This is a genomic window from Nonomuraea sp. NPDC049625 (assembly GCF_040675285.1).
GTDB classification, from domain to species: Bacteria; Actinomycetota; Actinomycetes; order Streptosporangiales; family Streptosporangiaceae; genus Nonomuraea; species Nonomuraea angiospora_A.
Genome location: NZ_JBFAOQ010000011.1, coordinates 359,372 through 384,558, shown reverse-complemented (window position 1 = coordinate 384,558; position 25,187 = coordinate 359,372). Strand labels below are relative to the sequence as shown.

Annotated in this window: 26 protein-coding genes; 14 read left to right on the top strand and 12 right to left on the bottom strand. The window is 73.1% G+C overall.

What is annotated here, in order from left to right:
- Positions 1-23 precede the first annotated feature (23 nt).
- Positions 24-1,820 (top strand): ABC transporter ATP-binding protein, encoded by a 1,797-nt coding sequence (locus tag AB0J87_RS40515; RefSeq protein ID WP_363974889.1) that lies wholly within the window; start codon positions 24-26, stop codon positions 1,818-1,820.
- A 4-nt stretch (positions 1,821-1,824) separates the two neighbouring features.
- Here AB0J87_RS40515 and AB0J87_RS40510 read toward each other — a convergent pair whose 3' ends face one another.
- Complete coding sequence (locus tag AB0J87_RS40510) at positions 1,825-2,313, bottom strand: DUF4396 domain-containing protein (protein WP_363974886.1); 489 nt, start codon at positions 2,311-2,313, stop codon at positions 1,825-1,827.
- A 194-nt stretch (positions 2,314-2,507) separates the two neighbouring features.
- Between AB0J87_RS40510 and AB0J87_RS40505 the strand changes: the two genes are divergently transcribed.
- Entirely contained in the window at positions 2,508-3,149 is a 642-nt protein-coding gene (locus AB0J87_RS40505) for a nucleoside/nucleotide kinase family protein (protein WP_363974883.1), read from the top strand.
- Positions 3,150-3,504: 355 nt separating this feature from the next.
- Here the strand turns inward: AB0J87_RS40505 and AB0J87_RS40500 are convergent, their stop codons facing one another.
- From AB0J87_RS40500 to AB0J87_RS40485, 4 genes are read right to left on the bottom strand one after another with little or no spacing between them, the layout of a single operon-like run.
- Entirely contained in the window at positions 3,505-3,927 is a 423-nt protein-coding gene (locus AB0J87_RS40500) for a thioesterase family protein (RefSeq protein WP_363974880.1), read from the bottom strand.
- Positions 3,928-3,966: 39 nt separating this feature from the next.
- A complete protein-coding gene (locus tag AB0J87_RS40495) occupies positions 3,967-5,130 on the bottom strand; it encodes a sigma-70 family RNA polymerase sigma factor (RefSeq protein ID WP_363974877.1) in 1,164 nt (387 codons plus the stop codon).
- 3 nt (positions 5,131-5,133) lie between these two features.
- Positions 5,134-5,472 (bottom strand): YciI family protein, encoded by a 339-nt coding sequence (locus AB0J87_RS40490; RefSeq protein WP_350727648.1) that lies wholly within the window; start codon positions 5,470-5,472, stop codon positions 5,134-5,136.
- Between the two features lie 11 nt (positions 5,473-5,483).
- Entirely contained in the window at positions 5,484-6,053 is a 570-nt protein-coding gene (locus AB0J87_RS40485) for a dihydrofolate reductase family protein (RefSeq protein WP_363974874.1), read from the bottom strand.
- 300 nt (positions 6,054-6,353) lie between these two features.
- Here AB0J87_RS40485 and AB0J87_RS40480 point away from each other — a divergent pair, with 300 nt between their 5' ends.
- On the top strand, positions 6,354-7,040 hold the full coding sequence (locus tag AB0J87_RS40480; RefSeq protein ID WP_363974871.1) for a DivIVA domain-containing protein: 687 nt from the start codon (positions 6,354-6,356) through the stop codon (positions 7,038-7,040).
- A gap of 34 nt (positions 7,041-7,074) precedes the next feature.
- Positions 7,075-8,277: a hypothetical protein gene (locus AB0J87_RS40475; protein WP_363974868.1), complete on the top strand. Its 1,203-nt coding sequence runs from the start codon at positions 7,075-7,077 to the stop codon at positions 8,275-8,277.
- 25 nt (positions 8,278-8,302) lie between these two features.
- Here AB0J87_RS40475 and AB0J87_RS40470 read toward each other — a convergent pair whose 3' ends face one another.
- Positions 8,303-8,902 (bottom strand): TetR family transcriptional regulator, encoded by a 600-nt coding sequence (locus AB0J87_RS40470; protein ID WP_363974865.1) that lies wholly within the window; start codon positions 8,900-8,902, stop codon positions 8,303-8,305.
- A gap of 86 nt (positions 8,903-8,988) precedes the next feature.
- On the opposite strand from AB0J87_RS40470, the gene AB0J87_RS40465 reads away from it, so the two are divergent.
- From AB0J87_RS40465 to AB0J87_RS40455, 3 genes are all read left to right on the top strand, one after another.
- Entirely contained in the window at positions 8,989-9,561 is a 573-nt protein-coding gene (locus AB0J87_RS40465; RefSeq protein ID WP_363974862.1) for an ABATE domain-containing protein, read from the top strand.
- Complete coding sequence (locus AB0J87_RS40460; RefSeq protein WP_363974859.1) at positions 9,561-10,106, top strand: GNAT family N-acetyltransferase; 546 nt, start codon at positions 9,561-9,563, stop codon at positions 10,104-10,106. Before AB0J87_RS40465 ends, AB0J87_RS40460 begins: the two co-directional genes overlap by 1 nt.
- Positions 10,107-10,172: 66 nt before the next feature.
- Positions 10,173-10,691: a nitroreductase family deazaflavin-dependent oxidoreductase gene (locus tag AB0J87_RS40455; protein ID WP_350727655.1), complete on the top strand. Its 519-nt coding sequence runs from the start codon at positions 10,173-10,175 to the stop codon at positions 10,689-10,691.
- Positions 10,692-10,699: 8 nt separating this feature from the next.
- Here AB0J87_RS40455 and AB0J87_RS40450 read toward each other — a convergent pair whose 3' ends face one another.
- On the bottom strand, positions 10,700-11,785 hold the full coding sequence (locus AB0J87_RS40450) for a pyridoxal-phosphate dependent enzyme (RefSeq protein ID WP_350727656.1): 1,086 nt from the start codon (positions 11,783-11,785) through the stop codon (positions 10,700-10,702).
- A 101-nt stretch (positions 11,786-11,886) separates the two neighbouring features.
- Here AB0J87_RS40450 and AB0J87_RS40445 point away from each other — a divergent pair, with 101 nt between their 5' ends.
- On the top strand, positions 11,887-12,804 hold the full coding sequence (locus AB0J87_RS40445; RefSeq protein WP_363974854.1) for a LysR family transcriptional regulator: 918 nt from the start codon (positions 11,887-11,889) through the stop codon (positions 12,802-12,804).
- On the opposite strand, the gene AB0J87_RS40440 is transcribed toward AB0J87_RS40445, so the two are convergent.
- Both AB0J87_RS40440 and AB0J87_RS40435 read right to left on the bottom strand, forming a co-directional pair.
- Complete coding sequence (locus AB0J87_RS40440) at positions 12,746-14,914, bottom strand: AAA family ATPase (RefSeq protein ID WP_363974851.1); 2,169 nt, start codon at positions 14,912-14,914, stop codon at positions 12,746-12,748. The two genes, AB0J87_RS40445 and AB0J87_RS40440, sit on opposite strands and share 59 nt — an antisense overlap.
- Positions 14,911-17,289 carry a LuxR C-terminal-related transcriptional regulator gene (locus tag AB0J87_RS40435; RefSeq protein ID WP_363974848.1) on the bottom strand — a complete coding sequence of 793 codons (2,379 nt, stop codon included), beginning with the start codon at positions 17,287-17,289 and terminating at the stop codon, positions 14,911-14,913. Before AB0J87_RS40435 ends, AB0J87_RS40440 begins: the two co-directional genes overlap by 4 nt.
- Positions 17,290-17,579: 290 nt before the next feature.
- On the opposite strand from AB0J87_RS40435, the gene AB0J87_RS40430 reads away from it, so the two are divergent.
- Both AB0J87_RS40430 and AB0J87_RS40425 read left to right on the top strand, forming a co-directional pair.
- A complete protein-coding gene (locus AB0J87_RS40430; protein ID WP_363974845.1) occupies positions 17,580-17,999 on the top strand; it encodes a hypothetical protein in 420 nt (139 codons plus the stop codon).
- Between the two features lie 123 nt (positions 18,000-18,122).
- On the top strand, positions 18,123-18,314 hold the full coding sequence (locus tag AB0J87_RS40425; protein ID WP_363974842.1) for a DUF5708 family protein: 192 nt from the start codon (positions 18,123-18,125) through the stop codon (positions 18,312-18,314).
- 7 nt (positions 18,315-18,321) lie between these two features.
- Here the strand turns inward: AB0J87_RS40425 and AB0J87_RS40420 are convergent, their stop codons facing one another.
- On the bottom strand, positions 18,322-18,927 hold the full coding sequence (locus AB0J87_RS40420; protein ID WP_363974839.1) for a response regulator transcription factor: 606 nt from the start codon (positions 18,925-18,927) through the stop codon (positions 18,322-18,324).
- A gap of 123 nt (positions 18,928-19,050) precedes the next feature.
- Between AB0J87_RS40420 and AB0J87_RS40415 the strand changes: the two genes are divergently transcribed.
- From AB0J87_RS40415 to AB0J87_RS40400, 4 genes are all read left to right on the top strand, one after another.
- On the top strand, positions 19,051-20,898 hold the full coding sequence (locus AB0J87_RS40415) for a serine hydrolase domain-containing protein (protein ID WP_363974836.1): 1,848 nt from the start codon (positions 19,051-19,053) through the stop codon (positions 20,896-20,898).
- 78 nt (positions 20,899-20,976) lie between these two features.
- Positions 20,977-22,671: a histidine kinase gene (locus AB0J87_RS40410; RefSeq protein WP_363974833.1), complete on the top strand. Its 1,695-nt coding sequence runs from the start codon at positions 20,977-20,979 to the stop codon at positions 22,669-22,671.
- Between the two features lie 76 nt (positions 22,672-22,747).
- On the top strand, positions 22,748-23,173 hold the full coding sequence (locus AB0J87_RS40405) for a hypothetical protein (RefSeq protein WP_363974830.1): 426 nt from the start codon (positions 22,748-22,750) through the stop codon (positions 23,171-23,173).
- Between the two features lie 68 nt (positions 23,174-23,241).
- Positions 23,242-23,907, top strand: a complete 666-nt coding sequence (locus tag AB0J87_RS40400; RefSeq protein WP_350727666.1) for a hypothetical protein — start codon at positions 23,242-23,244, stop codon at positions 23,905-23,907.
- A 5-nt stretch (positions 23,908-23,912) separates the two neighbouring features.
- Here the strand turns inward: AB0J87_RS40400 and pcaG are convergent, their stop codons facing one another.
- Positions 23,913-24,437, bottom strand: coding sequence for a protocatechuate 3,4-dioxygenase subunit alpha (gene pcaG, locus AB0J87_RS40395; protein WP_363974827.1), 525 nt, complete (start codon positions 24,435-24,437; stop codon positions 23,913-23,915).
- On the bottom strand, positions 24,434-25,186 hold the full coding sequence (gene pcaH / locus AB0J87_RS40390; RefSeq protein WP_363974824.1) for a protocatechuate 3,4-dioxygenase subunit beta: 753 nt from the start codon (positions 25,184-25,186) through the stop codon (positions 24,434-24,436). The genes pcaG and pcaH overlap by 4 nt, the downstream gene beginning before the upstream one ends.
- Position 25,187: the final 1 nt, after the last annotated feature.

The window sequence follows — 25,187 nt, the reverse complement described above, 5'->3', positions numbered from 1 at the left end:
TCCCCGCCCGAGGAGGCCGCGCGATGACCGAGCCGCAGCCCGTCGCCCAGCCGGCCCCCGTCGCCCAGCCGGCCCGTGCGATGACCGGGGCCCTGCCGGTCGCCGAGCCGGCCCGGGTGCGGCGGGCGGCGCTGCGCCTGATCCGCCTGGATGGCCGCGCCTTCGCCGCCATGATCGCCCTCAACGCCCTGGCCGCCGTCGCGGGGCTGGCCGGGCCATGGCTGCTCGGCCGGATCGTCGACGCGGTCAAGTCCGGCGCCGGGGCCGCCGCCGTGGACCGGCTGGCCCTGGCCATCCTGGCCGCCGCCCTGGTCCAGCTCGTCCTGTCCCGCTACGCGGGCCACGTCGGCCACCGCTTCGGCGAGCGCACCCTGGCGCGCATCCGCGAGCGGTTCACCGAACGCGCCCTCGACCTGCCCGTCTCGGTGGTCGAGCGGGCCGGCACGGGCGACCTGACCACCCGGGGGACGACCGACGTGGCCGCGCTCGGCGCCACGCTGCGCGACGCCGGGCCGGACGTCCTCATCGCCGCGGTCCAGGCGGCGTTCATCCTGGCCGCGGTCTTCGTGCTCGATCCGCTGCTGGGCGCCTGCGGGGTGCTCGGCCTGCTGGGCATCTGGTTCGCCGCCCGCTGGTATCTGCGCCGCGCGATCCCGGCGTACCTGGCCGAGGGTGAGGCCAACTCCGCGCTGGCCGAGCAGCTCGCCGCCACCACCGCCGGCGCCCGCACCGTCGCGGCGCTGCGCCTCGAACACCGCCGCATCACGGCCTGCCAGGCGGCGATCGGCGAGTGCCGCCGGACCCGCGTCCGGACCCTGTTCCTGCGCAGCGTCCTCTTCCCCGTCGTGGACATCTCGTACGCGATCCCGGTGGCCGGCGTGCTGCTGGTCGGCGGCCTCATGGCGAACGGCTCCATGACCCTCGGAACGGTCGTCGCCGCCGCCCTCTACCTCCGCCAGCTCGGCCAGCCCCTGGACACGATCCTCCTGCACCTGGAGGGCATGCAGAGCAGCGGCGCCTCGTTCGCCAGGGTCGAGGGCCTCGCCCTGGTCCCGCGGCCCGCGCCGGCCGCCGGGCCGGAGCTCGTACCGGACGGCGACCGGCTCGTGGCCGCCGGCGTGCACTACGCCTACGACGGCGGCCCCGACGTCCTGCGCGGGGTGGACCTGACCGTCCGCCCCGGCGAGCGGCTGGCGATCGTCGGGCCCTCGGGCGCGGGCAAGACCACGCTGGGCAGGCTGCTGGCGGGCGTGGACGCCCCGCGCACCGGCACGGTCACCGTCGGCGGCGTTCCCGTCGCCGCCCTCGACCCCGGCCGCCTGCGCGAACGCGTCGTCCTGGTCACCCAGGAGCACCACGTGTTCCTCGGCACGGTACGCGACAACCTGCGCATCGCCGCCCCTTCCGCCACCGACGCCGAGCTGCGCGCGGCCCTCGCCACCGTCGGCGCCGACTGGATCGACGACCTCCCGGACGGCCTCGGCGCCGATCTCGGCCCCGGGGGCCACCGGCCCGACGGCGCGCAGGCCCAGCAGCTGGCCCTGGCCCGCGTCATACTGGCCGACCCCCACACGCTGATCCTCGACGAGGCCACCGCGCTGCTGGACCCGAGGACCGCCCGCCACACCGAGCGCGCCCTAGCCGCCGTGCTGGACGGCCGTACCGTCATCGCCATCGCCCACCGCCTCCAGACGGCCCACGACGCCGACCGGGTGGCGGTCATGCAGGAGGGCCGCCTCACCGAGCTCGGCACGCACCACGACCTCGTCGCGGCCGGGGGCCCGTACGCCGAGCTCTGGCGCTCATGGCACGGGGAGTGAACGCTCAGTGGCCCTGGTGGTACTGGTGCGTCACCGCATGGCCCTTGCCCCGTGAGATGAGCCACTTGTTCACCGGCGTGGTCAGCACGAACGCCACCAGCAGCGAACCGGCCAGCGCCACCCAGAACAGCCAGTTCGACAGGCCCGCGTCCATCGCGCCGGGCACGAGCAGCATCACCGCGTTGTCCAGGATCTCCATCATCGCGATGGAGATGGTGTCGGCGGCCAGCGCCACCCTCAGCGCGGTGCGGAAGTCGACACCGGCCCGCAGCACGCCCCGCATGGTCAGCGCGTAGCCGAACACGAAGGCCAGCGCGACGGACAACACCACGGTGGTCAGGTTGGACAGGCCGGCGGCGGTGCCGATGATCATGCCCAGCACCTCGCCGATGGCGCAACCGGTCAGGCAGTGCAGGGTCGCCTGCGCGGCCATTCCCCACGTGGCCGCGGGCGGGGCCTCATGGTGTGCGTGGTGGTGCTCGCTGTGATCCATACGATGCTCCTTAGTAGAGGGGAGACACATTGTAGGGGTATGGGGTATATCGCTAATCGGGGGCGGGGCGTGGATAAGCTTGCGGCTCATTGGCGACATATCGCGCTAAATCCGTATTCGAGGAGAATCTTGAGCCCTACCCAGCCACCCGCCGCCCACCGCTTCCCGGCGGTCCCGCTCGCCGGAGGCGTCCGGTGACCGGCGCGCGGCTGATCGAGCGCGTACGCGGGCTGGCCGCGTCCGGCGAGCGCGTCGTGGTGGGCATCGCGGGATGCCCGGGCGCGGGCAAGTCCACGCTGGCCGGCTGGCTGGCCGAGAACCTCACCTCCGCCGGGCTGCCGGCGGTTTGGGTGCCGATGGACGGCTTCCACCTGGCCGACGTCGAGCTCGAACGCCTCGGGCGGCTGCGCCGCAAGGGCGCCATGGACACCTTCGACGCCCACGGCTACCTGGCGCTGCTCCACCGCCTCCGCGCCGAGACCGGCACCGTCGTCTACGCCCCGTCCTTCGACCGCGAGATCGAGCAGCCGATCGCCGGCGCCATCCCGGTGCCGCCGGCCGCGCGGGTCGTGGTCAGCGAGGGCAACTACCTCCTCGCCGACGACGAGACGTGGCGGCGGGTGCGGGGGGCCATGACCGAGGTCTGGTACGCGGAGATCGACGATCGCGTCCGCCTGGACCGGCTCACGAGGCGGCACGTCCAGTTCGGCAAGACGCCCTCCCAGGCCGCCCGCTGGGTCGCCGAGGTCGACGAGCCCAACGCCGCCGCCATCCGCACCACCCGCGACCGCGCCGACCTCCTGCTCAACCCCGACACCCTCACCCCGTCCCCCTGACCCACGATCTCGGCCGACCCTCCGGCACCGCCTGACCTCCGGTACCGCCTGACCTCCGGCACCGCCTGGCCCATCGGCACCCCGACCTGCCCGCAGCCCTGGCCCGCCCGTAGCCCACCGCCCCGGCGCGCAGGGGAGCGCCCCAGAGCGCCGAGCTGGGCGCCGTCCGTGTTGCGCCGACCTCCGCCGCGTCGCATCCCGCCGACCCGGCGCCGGTGGTGCGAGGCCCGTGCGATGGGTGCGGCCCGTGCCCGATCAGCGCCCCCCGCGCCCGTCGTGCCCCCCCGACCCCGCTGTGCCCGGTGCGCGCGCCGCGGTCGGCGGCGGGGAGGCGGGTGGGCGGTGGGGCGGTTGGTTATGGGGTGGGGGCGGTCTTGGCGTGGGCGCGGGCGGTGAAGCGGGTGGCGTCGATGACGGTGCGTTCGTGGGTGCCGGTGCTGATCACGTCAGCCCCGTCCTCGGCGCTCACCTCGAACCGCAGCCGCCGCCCCTCCACCCCCGTCAGCCGCACCCGGCAGGTGACCTCCAGGCCCGGCGGCGTGGGGGCCTCGTGGCTGAGGTCGACGTGCGTCCCGACCGTCTGCTCGCGCGGCCAGTCCAGGTACGGCACGACCGCCTGAACGCACGTCCACTCGATCAGCCCCACCAGGAACCCGGTGGCGAAGACGGGCGGCATGACCGCGAACTCCGGCGACTCCGGATACAGCCCCGCCACGATCTTGCTCTCCGGGACGCGGAAACGGAAGGTGTGCTCCAGTCCGGGCTTCAGCTCACGCATGGCCCTACACTGACAGGTCTGTAAACCCGGGACAAGAGGTCAGAGCTCGCCGAGGCGGCGGGTGAGGAAGCGGCGCTCGGCCTCCGTCGTGGCCAGGTCGAGCGCCCTCCGGTACGCCGCCCGCGCCCCCGCGATGTCGTCCAGGCGACGCAGCAGCTCGGCCCGGGTGGAGTGGAAGTACCGGTAGCCGTCGAGACCGAGCCCGTCCACGATCGCCAGCGCCGCCCGCGGCCCGTCGACCTCGGCGACCGCCACCGCGCGGTTGAGCTCGACCACGGCCGAGCCCGTCAGCTCCCGCAGCCGGTCATAGAGCGCGGCGACGGCCCGCCAGTCGATCCGCTCCTCGGTCTGCAGCGCCGCGATGGCCGCCTGCACCACGTAGGCGCCGCGGGCCCCGAGCGCGAGGGCGCGGTCGAGCAGCGCCTGCCCCTCCTCGATCTGAGCCGCGTCCCACAGGCCGCGATCCTGCTCGTGCAGCAGGACGATCTCACCGTCGCGGACCCGGGCGGCGCGCCGCGAGTCGTGCAGCAGCATCAGCGCCAGCAGTCCGGCGGCCTCGGGCTCGCCGGGCACGAGCTCGACCAGGATCCGGGCCAGCCGGACGGCCTCGGCCGCCAGATCGGCCCGGCCGTCGCCGTACCCCTGGTTGAAGATGAGGTAGAGCACGGAGAGCACCGCCTCCAGGCGGGCGGGCAGCAGGTGCTCCCGGGGGATCCCGAACGGGATCCCGGCCGCGCGGATCTTGTCGCGCGCCCGGGAGAGCCGCCGCTTCATCGTCTCGTCGCTCACCAGGAACGCCCGGGCGATCTCCGGGGTGGACAGGCCGCCCAGGGCCCGCAGGGTGAGCGCGACCTGGGCCTCGTCCGCCAAGGCCGGATGGCAGCACAGGAAGAACAGTTCGAGCCGTTCGTCGGGGACCGCCGACTCGTCCATCGTCACCTCCTCGCCCGGCTCCGGCCGGTCCAGCAGGCGGAGCTTGTCCGCATACGTACGGTCCCGGCGAAGGCGGTCGATCGCCCGGCGGCGCCCGGTCACCACGAGCCAGGCCCCGGGATTGTCCGGGACCCCGTCGCGGGCCCAGCGCTCGGCCGCGACGGCGAACGCCTCCTGAGCGGCCTCCTCGGCCACGTCGACGTCGCCGGTGTAGCTCACCAGGGCGGCGAACACGCGGGCCCACTGGTCGCGGAAGATCTCCTCGAGCACCGGCTACCGCTCCACCAGCGGCCGCACCTCGACCGATCCGCCGAGGCGGGCGGCGGGGACGCGGGCGGCCAGTTCCAGCGCGTCGTCGAGGTCGTCCGCCTCGACGATGTAGAACCCGCCGAAGATCTCCTTGGTGTCGGCGAACGGCCCGTCGGTCATCAGCGTCCGGCCGCCCTGGACCCGGACGGTGGTCGCGGTCTCGGCCGGTTGGAGCCGCTCGCCCGAGATCATGCGCTCGTCCTGCATCAGCGCGACGTACTCGGCGGTGATGGCGGCGCGCTCGTCGGCGGTGAGCCCGTCGTACGCTCCGGGCCGCTCGTTGATCAGCAGTGCGTATCTCACGGTGGTCTCCTTCACGCCGCCGCGTCGCGGCCGTAGACGAGGCGGACGGCCTGACCCATGCGTTCGGCGGACTCCAGAGCCAGGCCGAGGGGCCGGTCATCCTGATCGAACAGGCGGCGTCCCCGGCCCAGCACGGTCGGGAACACCAGCAGCCGATACTCGTCGACCAGGTCATGCGCCCGCAGCGCGGCGACGACGCTGCCGCTGCCGGCGACCACGATATCCCGTTCCCGCCTGCGCCCGGCCACCTCCTCGATCAGGTCGCCCCGCAGGAGGGAGGAGTTGCTCCACGCCTCGACGCCGTCCGACGATCGCGAGGCGACGAGCTTGGGGATGGCGTTCATCTTCCGGGAGAACTCGTCGTCCCTGCCGGGCCAGATGCGGGAGAAGCGCTGCCAGGTGGCGCGGCCCAGCAGCATGGCCCCGGTGTCCAGCACCTCGCCGAGCGCGAACTTGTCGCCGGCCACCGACTCGGGCCCGTACCGGAAGGCCCAGCCTCCCCACGGCGTCCCGTCCGCTCCGTCCGGGTCCTCGATGACCATGTCGAGGGAGACGAACTCGATGACGATCAGCTTGCCCATGTCCTTGAACCTTCCTCGTAGCCGGTTGCTCGGCAGGAGGACGGACGGGTCGGGCCCGGGGGGACAGGCCGTCGATGTGACCCTGGTCACATCCGAAGCGGCCTTTACCCGTGAGCGGCTGCCCACATGTTTAAGCACACGGTAACGTGTCAACTACTGTGCGTATAGAATGCCTGGTTGGACGGTCAAGGTTTCGCACCGGTTCCCCCCGATCCGGGGCACCCCTCCATGCCCCGGGGCCGGTGCGGGCGCGCCCGGCCGCTCCAGCGCTGACGGTGAAAGGTTCGGTGAAACTCCGTCATGCACATCGAGCACGAAGACCACGTCTACGGCCTCCCGATCCCGCACGGCCACGCCGTCGGCGACGGCTTCGTCACCGTGCCGGCCCAGGCCGCCGGCCCCGGCCAGCTCACGCTGCTGACCCCCACCGCCGTGCACCACCAGGTCTTCACCGTGGTCCGGTTGCGGGCCGGCTACGACCTGGCCGAGGTGGACGCGTTCCTGTCCACCGTGGAGACCACGATCAGCCTGCTCTGGCAGGACAACGCCCACCTGCGCGAGCGTCTCGCCGCCGCCACCCCCGCCCCGGCCGACATGCTGGCCGCCGCGGAGGAGAGCGCGCGGGAGACCGTCAAGGTCGCCCGGCACGAGGCTCGGCAGGCCGTCGAGGCCGCCCGGGAGGAGGCGCGGGAGACCGTCGAAGCCGCCAGGCAGGAGGCGCGCCACATGCTGACCGAGGCCCGCGCCGGCGCCGAACGGGTGCGGCTCGATGCCGCCGCCGCGGCCGAGGCGCTGACCAGGACCGCCCGCCTGGCCTATCAGGAGGCCATCGAGGAGCAGTTCAACGAATTCGACGCCGTCCTCGCCGACCACGGCAGGCAACTGCAGGACAGCCTGCACGCCCAGCTCGGCCGGTTGCGCACGGTCCTGGAGGACGTCGCGACGCCCGGCCACGGCACGCACACCGGCCCTCTTGCGGCTCAGTGATCGATCACCGTCCACCAGCCAGAAAGGCCGTCACATGTTCTTGCCGCTCGGGGGGTCAGTACTGCCGTTGCCGGCGCGCGACGCGGCCATGGGCGCCGCCATGCCGGTCTGGACGGTGTGGGCCGCCGTGGGCCTGGTGGCCCTGTCCACGCTGGCCGGCGCCCACCTGGCGCAGCGCAAGGCCGACCGGATCAGCGTCTGGCTGGCCGTCGCCTCGGCGCTCATGCTCATCACCGCCCTGACTGACGTGATGCCCGACGCCTGGCGGGAGGCCGTCGCGACCCATGTGCCCGTGTGGCTGGTGGCGCTGGCCGGGCTGTTCGGGTACGTCGTCATCACGCACTTCACCCGCCACGGGTGCGCCCACCAGCACGACGTGGGCCGGCGCGCCCGGCACGCCCCCGGCATGCACCGGCGGGTCGAGCAGGCCGTCAGCGCCGCCGTGTACGGGGGAGTGGGCACCGCCGTCGCGCTGAGCCTGCACCGCATGATCGAGGGCGCCACCCTGGTGCTGGCCGCCTCGATCATCGTCGTGGCCGCGCTCATGATCCACTCGGCCGGTGAAGGGGTGGCCCTGACGGCCATGCTCGACCTGGCCCGCAAGCCGCTGGCTCCCTGGCTGGCGCTGGCCTGCCTCAGCCCGGCGGCCGGCGTCGTGCTGGCCAGCGTGGCGCCGCTGCCGCCGCAGAGCGTGCCGATCCTGCTGGGCGTGCTCACCGGCGTGCTGCTGCGTACCGCGATGGTCGGGCTGCAGATGGCCCGCGCCAGCGGCCGGCTGCCGCGCCGCCAGGTCGTCGTGGTGGCGACCGGCGTGCTGGCCGTGGGCGGCCTGCTGGTCACCGCCCAGACCATGCTTCCCGGCGCGCTCCCCGCCCCGGCCGTCCCGGTCGCCGCCGCCCGCCTGGGCGCGCCGCCCACCCCGCAGCCGCACCCGCCGTCCCCGAGGCCCAAGCCGACGACCGGACCCGAACCGATGACGGCCGGCGAGCTGCGCACCGCCGTCGCGGCTGGGCGGCTCGGCCTGGAGGCCCTGCTGTCGCGCACCGACCTGGCCACCATCGGGGCCGACGTGGAGACGGTGCTGCGGGCCCTGCCCGGGCGCAGCGCCACCGAGATCACCCGCGTGCTGCGCAGGGGCAGGATCCTCAGCGGCGCCAGCATCGGGGACCTCACCCTGCGCCAGCGCCACTACCTCCTCCTTGCCCTCGGCGCCATCCCGGCGAGCCCGGCAGGATGAGCCGTAGCGCCTATCAGGGGGCCTATCAGGGGGCCCGGCCGGTGAGGTAGCGCTGCAGCGTCGGCGCCACCCAGGCGATGAGCTCGTCGGGAGAGGACGAGACCAGCGCGTCCACCCGTACGGCGTAGCGGGTGATGGCCAGCCCCACGAGCTGGCCGGCCGCGAGCGCCGCGCGCAGCTCGGGCTGGTCCACGCCGAGCTTCCTGGTGACCTTGCCGAGCATGTCGTTGGCGAGGAACTCCCTGATCAGGGCGGCCGCGTGCGCGTTCGTGGCGGCCGAGCGCATCAGGCCCAGCACCGGGCCGGGCCGGTCCACCGCGCCGAGCAGGCCGAGGACGTATCCGGCCAGCCGTTCCCCGAGCTTGCCGCGGGGCCCGTCCAGCAGCATGGCCACGGCCTGCTCGGGCTGGAACACCGACGTCACGACCGCGCTGAACAGCTGCTCCTTGCCGCCGAAGAACCGGCGCACGAGCGCCGGGTCCACGCCGGCGTCCGCGGCCACCTGGCGCATGCTGGTGGCCTCGTAGCCGCCCGAGCTGAAGGCCCTGGCCGCCGCGGCGACGATCTCTTCCCTGGTGGTCGAGGCTCCCGGCCGCCGCCCGGTCCTGCCTGTGCGTTCCTCCACGGCCGCCAAGTTATATCCCCGTACAGGGACTTGCTACCCCTATAATCAGATGCTGACGGTTACCTTGCTCTGTTAGCGTCAGTGTCGTGACGGCAGTCGAGTTCCCGATCCTCGGGACGGAACCTCTCGCGGTGGAGCTGGCCAACACGCTGTACGGCGCGGGGGAGGCGCGGATCGACTTCCTGCCGGACGCCCGGCGGGTCGGCGAGTGGTTCGCCCAGGTCTCCGAACGCCATGGGGTCGCGGTCCCGATGGGTCCGCACGCGGCCCGGGTGCGGATGTTGCGCGACTGCGTGCACGCCCTGCTGTCGGCCGCCGTCGAGGGGCGCGTTCCCGACGCGGCGCCGGTCCGGCGGGTCAACGACTTCACGGCGGCGGCGCCGACGTACCTGTGGCTCGACTGGAGCGGCGGCGCGCCGGCCTCGCGCTGGGCCGACACCGTCAACGGCCCGGCCGCCGTGCTCGGGAGCATCGCCACCTGCTGCGTCGAGCTGCTGACCGGCCCCCAGGCGGATCGGGTACGCCGCTGCCAGGGCCCCGGCTGCTCGCTGTTCTTCGTCCAGAACCACCCCCGCCGGCGCTGGTGCCACCCCTCGTGCGGTCACCGCGACCGCCAGGCCCGCTACTACCGCCGGCAGCACACCCCAGGAGCGTCCTGATGATCACATGGCGTCGGCTCGGCCAGGAGGACTTCCCCCTGCTGCGTACGTGGCTGGAGCAGCCGCACGTGGCGCTGTGGTGGAACCACGAGACCTCGACGGAGGCGGTGACCCGCGACTTCGGCCCCGCCGCCCGCGGGGAGGAGCCGTCGGAGGACCTGCTCGTGTTCCTCGACGGCCGGCCGCTCGGCCTGGTCCAGCGGTCCAGGTACGCGGACTACCCCGACTACCTGGCCGAACTGGCGACGATCACCCCCGTCCCCGACGGCGCGGTGAGCATCGACTACCTGATCGGCGACCCCGGCCAGGTCGGCCGGGGCCTGGGCCCGGAGATGATCCGCTCGGTGATCGAGCGGACCTGGACGGAGATCCCCGGCTCGACCTGCGTGCTGGTCCCCGTCTCGGCGGCCAACCGCGCGTCGTGGCGGGCGCTGGAGAAGGCCGGGATGCGCCGGGTGGCCGAGGGCGAGCTCGAGCCCGACAACCCGATCCACGATCGCGCCCACTACGTCTACCGGATCGACCGGCCGGCCGACCCCGAGTAGACCAATCGCTTGGTTGGGCAGTATTCTTGGCCCCCGTCGGCAGCGCAACGAGGACGTGAGGGCACCGTGGTCGAGCAGCAGCAGTCCAGCGGCGGTTTCATGGCACGCGTCAGCACCGCGCTCCGCCCGTTCTTCCAGTGGCTCGCGGGCACGAGGGGCTTCGCGCGGGTCGCGCCCAAGATCGTCCCGCCTCTTGATCGCTTCGTCAATCGGGTGACGGGCGGCCGGGTGCTCATGGGGGACCAGATGATCCCCCACCTGCTGCTCACCACGACCGGCAGCAAGTCAGGGCAGGAGCGCCAGAGCCCGCTGGCCTGCCTGCCGGAGGACGGCGGCACGTTCCTGGTGGTCGGCAGCAACTTCGGCAGGGAGCACCACCCGGCCTGGAGCGGCAACCTGCTCAAGACCCCGCAGGCCACCGTGACCTTCCGCGGGCGGGTCATCCCCGTCACGGCCGCCCTGCTCGCCGGGGCCGACCGCGAGCAGGCCTGGCAGGCGCTCACCGGCTTCTGGCCGCTGTACGACGGCTACACCGAGCGCTCCGGCCGCGAGCTGCGCGTCTTCCGCCTGTCCCCGCGCTCCTGACCGCCCGCTTACCGGCCGCCGGCCACGTCGCCGACGACCTGCGGGATCTCGAACAGGTTGGCGGTGTCCCCGGTGTGCAGGAACGCCACGTTCCGGCCCGGCTCGACCCGCCCCGAGCGCACGTGGTCGAGCAGCCCCGCGAAGCCCTTGCCCGTGTAGACGGGGCCCATGAACACGCCGTCCGACCGGGCCAGCTCCTTGATGGCGGCGACGCCTTCCGGCGAGGGCACCGCGTAGTCCTCGCCGATGAACCGTTCGTCGACGTCGATCTCGGCGCGGATGACCTCGTCGGCGGGGACCGGGACCTCGAGCAGCTTGAGGATGTGCTTCACGCGGTCGACGATCACCTCGACGTTGATCCAATTCCCGGGCCGGTAGTCGCAGATCGCGATGGAGCGCACGACGACCGGGCTCCCCGTCACCAGCTTCGCCGCGATCAGGCCCGGCAGCGCCGTGCCCGTGCCCGCGGTGTGGTAGAGGTAGTCGAGCCGGACCCCGGACGCCCCGGCCTGCTGGATCATCTCCGTGAACGTCAGCGTGTGCGCCACGAAGCCGTACGGATGCGCGCCGCCGGTGGGCACGATCAGCGCCTTGTGCCCCTGAGCCTCCAGCTCGGCCTTGCGGGCGGTCATCGCGTCGGCGATGCGCTGCTGCTCGTCGGCCGTGTCCCAGTAGGCGCCGCCCCGGGTCGGCAGGTAGTGCGTCTCCACGTCCATGATCTTGCTCAGCAGCAGGTTGCCGCGGTACTCCGCGAGCTCGCCGTGGCGTCCTTCGTCCCGGGTGAGGAAGAGGATCGGCGTGAGCCCGGCCGCCCGGCAGGCGGCGGCGAACTGCATGCCGGAGTTCGTCAGGTAGACGCCCTGCGTGATGAGGTGCGTGACGCCGTCCTCCAGGGCCTGGCCGATGATGAACTCGGCCAGGCGGGTCTTGCTCCCGCTGATGGTGCCGGGCCCCGCCAGGTCCTCCCGCTTGAGGAAGAAGCCGGCCCCGTAGGCGGCCGACAGATTGTCCAGGCGGTGGAAGGGCGTCGGGTAGAAGCCGATCCGCCTGCGGGGCAGCCGGTCGACCAGCGCGTCAAGGGCGGCGAGGTCCATGGTGGAAACCCTTCTTCAGGCGACGTGCCTCCATGCTCCATCAGCCCGACCATAAGCACCAGCAAAGTCTGCTAAGCCTGGCATTAGGTAGGCTAATGCTCGTGCCCGGACAACTGGAGCCCCGCCTCCTGGCCACGCTGGAGGCAGTCGTCCGGCTGGGCTCGTTCGCGGCGGCCGCCGAGGAGCTCGGCTACACGCAGGGGGCCGTCTCCCAGCAGATCGCCGACCTCGAACGGCGGGCGGGGCTGCGGCTCCTGGACCGACGTCCCGTACGCCCCACCGCCGCCGGCACCGTCCTCCTGCGAGCCGAAGAGGCGGTCCGGGCGGCGATGACCCGGGCCCGGACGGAGCTGGAGGCCCTGAACGCCGGGCAGTCGGGCGAGGTGCGGCTGGGCGCCTTCGTCTCGGCTGCGGCCGGCCTCGTCCCGCCGGCCCTGGCCGCGTTCCGCCGGGCCTGCCCGGGTGTGCGGGTCACGCTGAGCCAGTACGAGACCGAGGACGCCTACCAGCGGCTGCTCCGCGGCGATCTCGACCTCGCGGTCACCTTCGACTACAGCTGGTTCCCCCTGCCGCCGCCACCGGGCCTGCGGCGCTCGCTCATCGGCCGCGACCCGGTCATGGTCGCGCTCCCCGCCCGCCACGCCCTGGCCGGGCGCACGTCGCTGAGCCTGGCCGACCTGGCCGGCGAGGCGTGGATCGGCACCCCCGTCACCGGCCCCACGCTCGGCCCCCTCGCGGAGCTGGCCCGCTCCGCGGGCTTCCATCCCCGGCTCGCCTTCGAGGGCGACGACTTCAGGACGGTGCTGCAACTCGTCGCCCACGAGCTCGGCATCGCCGTGCTGCCCGCGCTGGCGCTCACGGACACGGTGGACGGCGTCGTCGCCCGCGCCATCGCCGAGGAGCCCCTCGTACGCTTCCTGTACTGCTGCCGGATCGACACGGCCGGGGCGCCGGCCATCGTCACCCGGCTGGAGACGTGCCTGACCGAGGTCGCCGCCGGCCTCCCACGGCCGTCGTGACGGGCGGTTTCGAACCCCGGACGCCCCGCCGCCCCGACCGCTCCCGCAGCGCGCCGCTCACCGCGTAGGCCGCGGCCCGCTGCGGCCCCAGCCGCGACCCCTGGCGGAACGCCGTCGCGAACGCCGACCGGCCCAGCGCCGCGCGGGCCTGCTTCGTGCAACGCTCGTGCGAGGTCGCGTGGTAGCTGATCCACTCGGGCGAGGTCCCCACCGCCTGCCACATCGCGTGCGCCGCCCCCAGCAGCGCGGCGGCCCGGTCGTGCTCGTCCCGCGCGCCCGCGAGCCAGGCCAGCATCTCCAGGCACTGGGTCAGGCACCACCGGTCGTTGATCCTCCCGGTGAACTCGGTGGCCGCCGTCAGCAACGCCTCCGCGCGCCCGCGCTCGCCCAGATTCCAGTGCGCGACACCGAGCGCGAGCTGCGCGTACGCGCGGAAGACCAGGGCCCGCCGGCTCTCGCACAGGGTCAGGAGCCGCTCGCCGAACTCGCTCGCCTGGCGGGGATCCTCGGTCGAGCCGTACGCGGCCCCGACGTAGAGGTTGAACATGATGCCGTCGATGTCGCCCATGGCCTCGTGGAGGGCGAGGGACTCGCGGATCAGCGCCAGGCCGCGCCGGGCGTCGCCGGTGTAGAACGCCGCGACGCCCGAACTGCGGATGCCGTGCGCCACGAGCTGCTCGTCACCCTCCCGCCGGGCGAAGGCGATGAATTCCTCCAGCCGCCGCGTGGCGGTCACGGCCTGGCCCTGGCGCAGGGAGAGCAGGCTGTCGGCCCAGACCGCCAACGCACGGCACCGGCTGCCCTCCGGCACCAGTTCCAGGCCGCGTCCCAGCCAGTAGCGGCCCTCCACGAACGATCCGGTCAGGAGCCAGAAGCACCACATCGCCGACGCGGCCTCCAGCTCCATCGGCGCCAGCGTGGGGTCGCTCAGGCACATCTCCAGGGCGACGCGGATGTTGGGCAGCTCCCGCTGCAGGAGCAGGTAGCGGTCCAGCTGCTCGGGGACCATCCGGTCGATCCGGTGCTCCGTCACCAGGTCCCGGTAGTGCTCGGCGTAACGCCGGCGCAGCCGACGCTCCTCGGGAGGCGGCAGCTGCTCGCAGCCGTACGCGCGCAGGGCCTCCGGCATGCGGTATCTGGAGCCCTCCCTGACCAGGACCGACTTGTCCACCAGCCCGGTCAGGTGGTCGAGCACGTCGAGCCGGTCGATGCCGTCGCCGGAGCACACCGCCTCGGCGGTCTCCAGGTCGGCCCCGGAGGGGAACAGCCCCAGCCGCGCCCACAGCCGCCGCTCCCCGGCCGAGCAGAGGCGGAAGCTCCACTCCATGGTCGCGCGCATCGTCTGGTGGCGGGGCAGGGCGGTGGGCGTCTTCGCGACCAGCACGTCGAAGCGCTCCTCCAGCTCCCGCGCCAGGCGTTCGAGCGGCATGGAACGCAGCCGGACCGCCGCCAGCTCGATCGCCAGCGGGATGCCCTCCAGGCGCCGGACCAGCTCCGCCACGGGCGCCACGTTGCGCGCGTTCAGCCGGAAGCCGGGCACGGCGCCCGCCGCGCGCGCCACGAACAGCCGGACGGAGTCGTGGCGGCCGATCTCCCTGACCGTGTGGCCGCAACCCGGGCCGGGATCGGGAGTGGACAGCGGAGCGACCGTCAGCACCTGCTCGCCGGAGACCCGCAGCGTCTGCCTGCTGGTCGCCAGGACCTGCAGCCGGGGCGCGGAGCGCAGCAGCCGGTCCACGAACCGGGCGCAGACCGCGCTCAGGTGCTCGCAGTTGTCCAGGACCAGCAGCATCCGCTTGCGGGACAGGTAGTCCACCAGCACGCCCATGGGGTCGCGGCGCACGTCACGCAACCCCAGCGCCATGGCGACCTCCGACTCCAGCAGATCGCCCGTCTCCAAAGTGGCCAGCTCGACCACCTCGACCCCGTCCTGGTAGGTGTCCCGCAGCAGCTCCGCGGCCCTGAGCGCCAGCCGGGTCTTGCCGACGCCGCCCGCGCCCGTCAAGGTGAGCAGCCGGGACCTGCCCAGCAGCTTCCGCACCGTGGACAGCTCGTGGGCCCGCCCGACGAAGGTGGACTTGTCGGTCAGAACGCCGGCGCCGGACCTCATGGGGTGCCCCCGGGAAGCAGGCCCTGCTCGCCGACCCAGGCCGCGATCTGGGAGCGCGAGTTGAACCCGAGCTTGGTCAGGATGTGCTCGACGTGTCCCTCGGCCGTGCGCTGGGCGATCACGAGCGAGGAGGCGATGGCCTTGTTGGTCATGCCCTGGGCGACGAGCCGGGCGATCTCCATCTCCCTCCGGGTGAGCGGCGAGGCCGGGGCCGCCGCCGCCGCGGGCTTGGCCGGTTTCACGCTCTCGCACATCGCGTACGCGAGCGCGTCGGCCGGGGTGAGCTCGGTGCCCCGGCGGAAGGCGGCCTCGAACTTCTCCTCGCCGAGGCGCTCGCGCGCCAGCGCCTCGGAGGCGTCGTGGTGGCCGGACAGGTAGCCGAACGGGGGAGCGCCGAACGAGCGCCAGCGCTCCTGCGAGGCCCCGAACAGCACGGCGGCGCGCTCGGGCGTGCCGTCGGCGGCCATCCACGCCAGCGCCTCGATGCACAGGGCGGTGCCCAGCCGGTCGTCGAAGGGCCGCTTGAGCCGGATGGCCTCGCGCTCCATCTCGACCGCCCTGGCCACGTCGCCCTCCCGCCACACCTCGATCCCGTACACCCACAGCGTGTACGACCTGAACCAGTGGTCCGCGCGGGCCTCGCAGGCCTCCAGGCCCTCCTTGAAACGCGTGACCGCCTCGTCGGGATGGCCGAGGAGCGAGTGGGCGGTGGCCAGGTACAGCAGCGTGTTCACCACCCCCATCGGGGCATCCGCCTCGCGGTAGCCCGCCACCGCCTCCTCCAGCAGGGCCGCCGCGCCGGTGATGTCGCGCTGGAGCAGGGTCGCCAGGCCGGAGACGTAGGAGATCTCGGCGGGGATCGCCGCGCCGTCGAGCCGCTTCGCCAGCTCGCGGGCCTCCTCGAGCATGTCCGCCGCCAGCGCGAAGTCGCTCTGCAGCACCGCCAGCCGCGCGTTGACGCACAGCGCGTTGGCGCGCGCGGTCGCCGCCGCGTCACCTGCCGCCGGGCCCGCCGCTCGGTCCGCCGGAGGGGCCGCCGCGTCGCCCGTCGCGAGCAGGCGGTCGAGCCAGTCGCGGGGCTCCCGCAGCGACCCGGTTGCGATCCAGTAGAACCGCAGCGCCGTGGCGATGGCCAGGCCACGCACCGCCTCGCCCGGCGTCGTGAGGCAGTAGTCGAGGGCGCTGCGGATGTTGCCGTGCTCGGCGCGCAGGCGGTTGAACCAGGCCACCTGGTCGGGGCCGAACCACTCTCGCTGCCCGCGGCTCGCGAGGTCCGCGAACCAGTCGCGGTGCCGGGCCCGCAGCGCCGCCTCGTCGCCCGACTCGCGCAGCCGGTCACGGCCGTACTGGCGGATCGTCTCCAGCAGCCGGTAGCGCACCGTGGTCTGGTCGCCCTCGCGGGCCAGCACCGACTTGCCCACCAAACCGACCACCAGATCGACGACCTCGTCCGGCTCGATGCCGTCGCCGGCGCACACGTGCTCGGCCGCCTCCAGGTCCAGACCGCCGGAGAACACCGACAGCCGGGCCCAGAGCAGCCGCTCCTGCTCGGTGCAGAGGCCGTAGCTCCAGTCGATCAGCGCCCGCAGCGTCTGCTGGCGGGGCATCGCGGTACGCGCCCCCATCGTGAGCAGCCGGAACCGGTCGTCCAGCCGGGCCAGCAGCTGCTCCACGGAGATCGCCCGCAGCCGGACGGCCGCCAGCTCGATCGCCAGCGGGATGCCGTCCAGCCGCCGTACGATCCGCGCCACGCTGTCCTGGTTGTCGTCGGTGACCTCGAACCCCGGCAGCACGGACTGGGACCGGTCGGCGAACAGCCGGATCGCGTCGAACTGTTTCAGCGAATCCGTGGACGACCGCGAACCGTCAAAATCCGGCATGGGCATCGGCGGAACAGGCATCATCTGCTCGCCCACGACGCCGAGCGTCTGCCGGCTCGTGGCCAGGATCCGCAGACCGGGCGCGGCGCGCATGAGCGTTTCGGCCACCGCGGCGCATTCGTCCAGCAGGTGCTCGCAGTTGTCCAGGATGAGGAGCATTCTCTTGTCACGCAGATGATCCGTGAGCACCTCTATGGAGGGCCGTACAGAACGGTCCTGGATTTCCAGGCATTCCATCACCGTCTGCACCAGCAATTCGGGGCTCTCCAGCCCCGCGAGCTCGACCAGCCACACGCCGTCGGGGTAGCTGCGCCGCAGGTCGAAGCCGACCCGCATGGCGAGGCGGGTCTTGCCGACGCCACCGACGCCGATCAGGGTCACCAGCCTGGCATCGGACAGCAGCCGCTTGACCTCGGCGATTTCGTGCCGCCTGCCGATGAAGCTGTTGAGCTCGGCGGGCAGGTGACACGAAACGTTCGGTGCGGTTGTGGTCATGAATGCTCCAACGGCTCCGGTGCTCGGATCACCGCGCCTCCGGTGCCCGAGCTTCCACTCCCAGATTATTCGGTGAAGGTACCCCTCGCACTTTGTCGTTTCCGCGCGGGTGCAGTCGGTCAAGCAAATCCCCATTTTCCGGAAAAATTGGGAAAAGTCGGTGGCTAAATGGCGGCGCACTTTACCGATGCGAGGACATAGCTTTGCCCGGCGGGATTTTGTCTTTAGGCATCTCGGGCATGGATGCAGACGGCGACCCGGAGTTTCGACTCGCCGGGAAGGAGACGATCATGGCGACGTCAACGTCACCGTTCGCATTCCACCGTGGTGGTTACTCGGGCTGGCTCGGATTCGCCGGCACCCTCTCGATGGTGCTGGGCGTCTTCAACATCATCGAGGGCGTCATAGCCCTGTTCAAGACGTACTTCTTCGTCACGCCCGGAGGCCGCCTCCTGGTGTGGAACTACACCGCCTGGGGCGTGATCTGGCTGGCGATCGGCGTCCTGATGTTCGCGGTGGGGCTCGGCGTGCTGGCCGGGCAGACCTGGGCCCGCTGGACCGGGGTCGTCCTGGCCGGGCTGGCGATGATCGGCCACTTCGCCTTCATGGTGGCCTTCCCGCTCTGGTCGGTGATCGCGATCGCGCTCTGCGCCCTGGTCATGTACGGCCTCATCGCGCCGCCCAAGGGGGCCACCGGCGTTCCCACGTGACGATCACGAGGTCCCATGGCGTCACCCGAAGGATGTACACCGATCTCCTCAGCGGGCAGGAAGCCTGGAGACCCGGGCCGTCGCTAGCGTTGCTGGAAACGGCCCTGATCGAAAGAGGTCCCCATGGCTCCTGCCCGCAAGACGTTCCTCACCGGACTGGCGGTCCTCGTCATCGGGCTCGCGCTGTGGCTGTTCGGGACCGATGTCGAGATCGTGGTGTTCACCCCGTCGAAGATCGGCGTGGTCATGATGGTGCTCGGCGCGATCGAGGCCGCGTACGGGCTCTACCGGATGGCCCGGAGCGAGCGCGCCTGACGGCGGGTCAGAGCCAGCCGGCCTCGGTGGCGATGCGGACCGCGTCCAGCCGGTTGCGGGCGTCGAGCTTGGTGACGATCGCCCCCAGGTAGTTGCGTACCGTGCCCCTGGTCAGGTGGAGCGCGGCGGCGATCTCCGGGAGGTCGTCGCCGTCGGCGGCCCGGCGCAGCACGTCCACCTCGCGCGGTGACAGCGGGTTCGCCCTGGCCGCGATGGTGGCCGCGGCGAGGGCGGGGTCGACCACCGTCTCGCCCGCGTGGACGCGGCGCACGGCCGCGGCGAGGTCGGCGGGCGGCGCGTCCTTCAGCATGAACCCCTGGACGCCGGCCGCCAGCGCCCTGCGCAGCACCTCCGGGCGGCCGAGCTGGGTGAGGACGAGCAGGCGGCAGCCGGGGACCTGTTCGCGGAGCGCGGCGGCGGCCTCGATGCCGTCGATGCCGGGCATCTGCACGTCCAGCACGGCCACGTCGGGCCGGTGCGCCAGCGCCGCGGGCAGCACCGCGTCCCCGTCCGCCGCCTCGGCGACGACCTCGATGTCGGGCTCCAGGCGCAGGAGCGAGGCGAGCGCCCCGCGGATGAGATGCAGGTCCTCGGCCAGCAGCACCCGGATCACTCTCGACTCCCCCCGAAGCTCGGGGACCATGATATTTCCGATGTCCGGTTCGTGCGTTTCACATGCCGGATCGAGGTGCCTGGCACTGGTCCGGGACCGGCCGGGTTCGCGATCTTGGGAGGCATGCAGAAAGCCCTGTTCCCCGGCCTGGCGACCGCACTGATGACCGGGCTGCTGGTGTGCGGCCTGTCCGGCGGGGCCGCCGCCGCCTCCACCGACCTGGAGGACGTCGGAACGCTGGTCGACCAGGTGGTGCCCGCCCAGCTCGCCGCGCACGGGATCCCCGGCGCGGCGGTCACGGTGGTGTCGGGCGGCCGGCAGGTCTTCTCCCGCGGGTACGGCTACGCCGACCTGGCCGGGCGCGTTCCGGTGGACGCGGCCCGCACGGGGTTCTTCACCGCCTCGACGGCCAAGACGTTCACCGCGATCGCCGCGCTCCAGCTCGTCCAGGAGGGCAAGCTCGACCTGCGCGCCGACGTCAACACGTACCTGAAGACCTTCAAGATCGAGAACACCTTCCCCGGGCGGCCGGTCACCCTGGAGCACCTGCTGACCCATACGGCCGGCTTCGCGGACAGCGTGCTCGGCTCGTCCTGGGAGGATCCCGGCGCCGCCGAGCCCCTGGCCGAGGTCGTCAAGAACGGCCGGCCGGAGCGGGTGCGCCCGCCGGGGACCGTCCTCGCCTACGACAACTACGCCTACAACCTCGCGGGCTACCTGGTCGAGGTGGCCTCGGGACGGCCGTTCGCCGAGTACGTGCGCTCGCGCATCCTCGGGCCGCTGGGCATGGAGGGCACGTCGTTCAAGGCGCCGCTGCCCGCCGCCCTGCTCGGCACCCTGGCCCAGGGATACAACGGGGACGTTCCGTACAAGCGCTACTACGGGTCGCCCGCCTCCGGGACCGGGCCCGTCACCACCGCCGCCGACATGGGTCGGCTGATGATCGCGCTGCTGGGCGACGACCCCCGCCTGGGCAGGAACGTCGGCACGACCATGATGACCCGCCACTACACGCAGGACGACCGGCTCCCCGGCATGGGGTACGGCCTGGAGGAGACGGCCAGGAACGGGCGCCGGATCTTCTCCAAGGGCGGCGACATCAACGGCTTCCACCACGTCCTGGCCCTGCTGCCCGACCAGAGGACCGGCGTGTACGCCGTCTACAACGGCGAGGACTCCGCGGCCGCCGCCGCCGAGCTGGTCGACCGGATCGTCGACCGCTACTTCCCCGGCAAGCCGGAGCAGCCGCGGCCGGTGCGCGGGGACACCTCGGCGTACGCGGGGACGTACACCTCGACCCGGATCCGCGGCGACCTGCTGAGGTTGGGCGCGCTGTTCGGCAACGTGACCGTGGAGGCGGCGGGGGACGGGACGATCACCACGACGGGCCTGTCCCGCGACCCCGCCAGGCCCGTGCAGACGTGGCAGCTCGTCGGGCCGGGGCTGTTCGCCGAGCGGGGCGGACAGGAGCGCATCGCCTTCGACGGCCACGGCCTGCTCGCGGGCGGCCATCAGGAGGAGGCGGCCACGTTCGAACGCTCGGCCGCCGGCCTGCACGTGTGGCTGGTGTACGCGGGCCTGGCCGCGTACGTGCTCGCCGGGCTCGGGATGCCGGTCGCGGCGCTCGTCCGCAGGCTCCGGGGCAGGCCCGCCCGGCACCGGGCCGCGTGGTGGCTGGCCTGGCTGACCGGCGTGCTCGTCCTGGTCTTCGCGTACGGCCTCGCCGTCACGATCGTCATCGCGCCGACCGACGCCATCTTCCTCGGGTCCCCGCTGCTCACGGCCGCCCTGATCGCCTCGTCCACGGCGTTCGTGCTCAGCGGCGGGGTCCTGGCCTGCTCGGCGGGCGCCTGGTGGAAGGGCTGGTGGGGACCGGCCGGGCGGATCTCCTACACGGCCTTCGCGCTCGTCTCGGCGGGCTTCATGGCCGTCGCGTACGCGTACCACATGGTCGGGGGCGTGTTCGGCTGATCCCCGCCCGGGACCCGGACCCGCGCTGTGGGATGCTTGGCCGCGAAACGGTGAAGGTCGTCTCGCGGTGGGGATCGAGTGTCCACGCTCATCATCCTGGTCGTGCTCCTCCTCCTGGTGATCCCCCCGGCCGCAGGACTGCCGGGCGTGCCGGCGCTGCTCTCCCTCGCTCTGCAACTCCTGTGCTCGCTGCCGCGGACCCGGCGGCTGCGGGGCTGGTGGCTGGTGGCCGGCCAGGCGGCGCTGTTCGCCTGGATGGGGCCGGTGCCGTTCGGCGGGCCGTCGGCGTTCTTCGCCGCCTCCGTCCTCCTGGTCGCCCGCGGGCCGCTGCGGTGGGTGCTCTTCGGCGGCGTGACGGCCGCCGCGGGCGTCGTGAACCTCGGCGCCGACGCCTACGTCTGGGTCAACGCGGTGGGCAACACGGCCACGCAGGGGCTGGTCGTGTTCGCCCTCACGCGGCTCAGCGACCTGCGCGACGAGCTCCACGCCACCCGGGCCGAGCTGGCCGCGCGCTCGGTGGCCGAGGAGCGCGAGCGGGCCGGCCACGACCTGGACGCGGTGCTCGGGTCCACGCTGTCCCGCGTCATCGGGCTGGCCGCCGCCGGGCGGGCCGTGGAGATCCCGCCGCTGACCCGGCGGGCCGCGCGGCAGGTCAGGCAGCGCCCCGAACCGCCGCCGATCCCGCCGCCCGGCGACCTGACCCCGCGGCTCGCGCTGCCCATCCTGACGGTGGTCTACCTGTGGGTCCCCGTCGCCGCGATCATCGTCATCGCCCGCGCGCCGGTGCCGGCCGGGCTGCGGGTGGCGTACTGGGCCGCGGTCATCGCGGTGGTCGCGCTGCAGGCGTACCACGCGCTGCCGCGGCCTCCCGGCGTCCGGCCGAGGCACGCCGCCTGGACGCTGCCCGCGCAGCTGCTGCTCGCGTGGCTGCCGCTGCTCGAACCGGACCGCCCCTACTACCAGCTCGTCGGCTGGGCCGCCGCCGCCCTGCTGATCGTGATCCCCGCGCCGCGCCTGGCGTGGGCGCTGTACGCGGCGGTGGTGGCGAGCGTGCCCGCGGTGCTGCTGGCCCGGTCCGGCTCGGCCGCGGGCATACCGGCGGCCCTGGTGGAGGTGGTCGGCCTGTCGGCGATGTTCTACGGGCTGACCGCCGTGACGCGGCTGGTCTACCAGGTACGCGAGTCGCGGCTGGCGCTCGCCGGGCTGGCCGCGGCCCGGGAGCGGCGCAGGATCGCCCAGGACGTCCACGACCTGATCGGGTACGGCCTGTCCGCGATCACCGTCAAGGCCGAGCTGGCCGCCCGCGACCCCGCCCGCGCCGAGGCCGAGCTGGCCGGCATCGTCACCGTGGCCCGCACCGCGCTCGCCGACCTGCGCGCCATCCCCGGGGACGGCGAACCCGGGCTCAGCCTGCGCGCCGAGCTGGCCTCCGCCCGCGAGGTCCTCGAGGCGACCGGCGCGACCGTGGAGATCGACCCCGATCCCGCACCCCTGCCCGCCGGCGTCGACGCCCTGCTCGCCGTCGTGGTCCGCGAGGCGGCCACCAACGTGCTGCGGCACAGCGAGGCCCGCCACGTGACGATCGCCCTGACCACCGGCGACGACCTCGTACGGCTGCGCATGGACAACGACGGCGTCACCGGCCGCTCCGCCGAGCCCGGCCAGGGCGTCGCCAACCTCACCGCCCGCCTCGCGGCCCGGGGCGGCCGCCTCACGACCGCCTCCCGGGATCATCGCTTCCGGCTCGACGCGACCGTGCCCGCGCGACGCTGACCCGGTTGTCACATTCGCGGGGGCTACGACGTCTTGTCTGTGTAGACGCGTCTTACCGGACAGCGAGGTGAGCCCCTTGATCCCCTATACCGATCCCAACGCCTGGCGGATCGCCATGGACGCCAGCGAGGCGACGCTCCCGGCCGGCCTCGGGAGCGGCGACTTCGACGGCTCCTTCTACCTGAGCCCGGCCGGGTCGCTGGCGGGCTTCACGCTAAGGCTCTCCCTGCCCGGGGCGCCGGAGCTCCTGTGGGAGTCGGTGAGCCTGGAGGGCGGATCCGAGGTCCGCGGGAGCAGCCGGCTGCTGCTGGACGGGCGGGCGGCCCGCGCCGACGTGTCGGGGTTCTGCGCGCGGGTGCCCGTGGGGCAGACCGGGAGCTCGTACCTGAAGATCGTCCTCACGGCCAGGTTCTCGCCCCTGCGGCTGCGCTGGCCCAGGTGGCGGCTGCGGCCGGTGACGCTGCGCCTGTTCACCGAGATCCGCCCCGCCGAGTCCGGGTGACTCTGGATGCTTCGCAAATGTACGAAGCGTCACGGCACAACGGGCGATCCCGGCTAACCTGCCGTCTCATGATGTACGGCCCCCAGCAGCAGCCACCGCAGCGGTTCAACGCCCCCTACCCCCCGCAGCAGCAGCCCGCCTTCGCGCCGCCTCCCGTGGTGATCGACGTCGGCGGCGACGCCAAGGTGAAGGCGCTGATCGGCGGCTCCGTCGCGGGGGCCATCGGGCTCATGGCGGTCTTCTCGGCGCTCACCGGGCAGACGACGGGCGGCGCGGGCTCCGCGGTCGCCGTCCTGGTCCTCGGGCTGATCTTCCTGTTCATCGGGCTGCTGCCGATCATCACCTGGCGCAAGCTCAGCCGGCCGCGCAAGCTCGTCTTCGACGTCCACGGCGTGCGCTGGGACGACCCCCAGGGCCGCCCGTGGGCGGCCCCGTGGGCCGAGCTGTCCGGGGTGGGCATCTCGCGCACGCAGCAGCGCCGCGTCAAGCCGGCCGACTACATCATGCGCAAGACGATGGTCCGCCTCGACCTCTTCCCGGCCGACCCGGGCTTCCGCGCGCGCCATCCCGACATGGAGCACCTGTGGGAGTTCCACACGGTCAAGAACGGCTACCGGCTCCCGCTGGGCTCGAACCCCAAGTACATCCCGGTCATCGAGCACGCCATGCGTCAGTACCGCCCGGCCATCTACCTGGGCATCCGCGACGAGGGCTTCATGGTGGGCCTGGTCTGAGGAGATCAGCCGAAGTCCAGGAAGACGGTCTCCTCGTCGCCCTGCAGGTGGATGTCGAACCGGTAGACGCCCGTACGCTCCTCCACGGGCACCAGCGTTCGCCCGCGCTCCGGCGGCAGCGAGCCGAGGAAGGCGTCCTGGGTGAAGTAGATGCGGGTGTAGAGGTGGTGGAGCAGGCCGCGGGCGAACACGCAGACGCTGATGTAGCCGTTGCCGGGCGGGAGCGTGCGCAGGGCCCAGCCGCCGTCGGCGTCGGTGGCCACCCGGCCGAACCCGGTGAAGTCGACGCCGCTCCTGCCCAGCGGCACGCCGGTGACCTGGTCGCGCCGGAGCGTGCCCGGCGCGCCCGCGAGGCCGCCGGACGGGTCGGCCTGCCAGAACTCCAGCAGCGCGTCGGGCACCGGCTCGCCCGCACCGTCGTAGACGTGGCCGTGGACGGTGATCCCGCCGTCGGCGACGTCGCCGCCGCGGGGGATCGGCAGCGCGTAGCCGTAGAACGGGCCCACGGTCTGCGAGGGGGTGGGGTTCATCGGCCTTCCTCCATCCAGGTCGCGGCGGGGCCGTCCAGCACGATGTCCCACCGGTAGCCCAGCGACCACTCCGGCACGGACAGGTCGTGGTCGTACGCGGAGACCAGCCGCCGCCGGGCCCGCTCGTCGGTGACGGAGTTGAGCACGGGGTCGTATCGGAACAGCGGGTCGTTCGGGAAGTACATCTGGGTCACCAGCCGCTGCGTGAAGGCCGTGCCGAACACCGAGAAGTGGATGTGCGCCGGCCGCCAGGCGTTGACATGGTTGCGCCACGGGTACGCGCCGGGCTTGATCGTGGTGAAGGCGTAGCGGCCCTCGTCGTCGGTCAGGCAGCGGCCCACGCCGGAGAAGTTGGGGTCGAGCGGCGCGGGATGATCGTCACGCTGGTGGAGGTAGCGGCCCGAGGCGTTGGCCTGCCAGACCTCCACGAGCTGGCCGCGTACCGGGCGGCCGTCGCGGTCCAGCACCCGCCCCTGGACGGTGATCCGCTCGCCGAGCGGCTCGCCGGCGTGCTGCCTGGTCAGGTCCGCGTCGAACGGCGCGACGTCGGCGACGCCGAAGACCGGCCCGGCCAGCTCCGCCGCCTCCGGGTCCTTCAGCGCGACGAGCGGCTGCTTGGGGTGGCGCAGCACGCTGCTGCGGTAGGGGGCGAAGTCGCGATCGGGATGGTCGGCCTCCGCGCCTTCGCGGGCCTTGTGGACCTCGGCGATCTCGCGGTCGATGTCGGCTTGGGTGAGGGGTGGGGTCATC

Coding starts and splice junctions, on each gene's coding strand:
- AB0J87_RS40480 (WP_363974871.1), top strand. CDS start 6,354: ATGCACATCGAGCACGAAGACCACGTCTACGGCCTCCCGATCCCGCAC.
- AB0J87_RS40415 (WP_363974836.1), top strand. CDS start 19,051: ATGCAGAAAGCCCTGTTCCCCGGCCTGGCGACCGCACTGATGACCGGG.
- AB0J87_RS40510 (WP_363974886.1), bottom strand. CDS start 2,313: ATGGATCACAGCGAGCACCACCACGCACACCATGAGGCCCCGCCCGCG.
- AB0J87_RS40515 (WP_363974889.1), top strand. CDS start 24: ATGACCGAGCCGCAGCCCGTCGCCCAGCCGGCCCCCGTCGCCCAGCCG.
- pcaG (WP_363974827.1), bottom strand. CDS start 24,437: ATGAACCCCACCCCCTCGCAGACCGTGGGCCCGTTCTACGGCTACGCG.
- AB0J87_RS40450 (WP_350727656.1), bottom strand. CDS start 11,785: ATGGACCTCGCCGCCCTTGACGCGCTGGTCGACCGGCTGCCCCGCAGG.
- AB0J87_RS40425 (WP_363974842.1), top strand. CDS start 18,123: ATGGCTCCTGCCCGCAAGACGTTCCTCACCGGACTGGCGGTCCTCGTC.
- AB0J87_RS40435 (WP_363974848.1), bottom strand. CDS start 17,289: ATGACCACAACCGCACCGAACGTTTCGTGTCACCTGCCCGCCGAGCTC.
- AB0J87_RS40500 (WP_363974880.1), bottom strand. CDS start 3,927: ATGCGTGAGCTGAAGCCCGGACTGGAGCACACCTTCCGTTTCCGCGTC.
- AB0J87_RS40485 (WP_363974874.1), bottom strand. CDS start 6,053: ATGGGCAAGCTGATCGTCATCGAGTTCGTCTCCCTCGACATGGTCATC.
- AB0J87_RS40460 (WP_363974859.1), top strand. CDS start 9,561: ATGATCACATGGCGTCGGCTCGGCCAGGAGGACTTCCCCCTGCTGCGT.
- AB0J87_RS40475 (WP_363974868.1), top strand. CDS start 7,075: ATGTTCTTGCCGCTCGGGGGGTCAGTACTGCCGTTGCCGGCGCGCGAC.
- AB0J87_RS40430 (WP_363974845.1), top strand. CDS start 17,580: ATGGCGACGTCAACGTCACCGTTCGCATTCCACCGTGGTGGTTACTCG.
- AB0J87_RS40440 (WP_363974851.1), bottom strand. CDS start 14,914: ATGAGGTCCGGCGCCGGCGTTCTGACCGACAAGTCCACCTTCGTCGGG.
- AB0J87_RS40400 (WP_350727666.1), top strand. CDS start 23,242: ATGATGTACGGCCCCCAGCAGCAGCCACCGCAGCGGTTCAACGCCCCC.
- pcaH (WP_363974824.1), bottom strand. CDS start 25,186: ATGACCCCACCCCTCACCCAAGCCGACATCGACCGCGAGATCGCCGAG.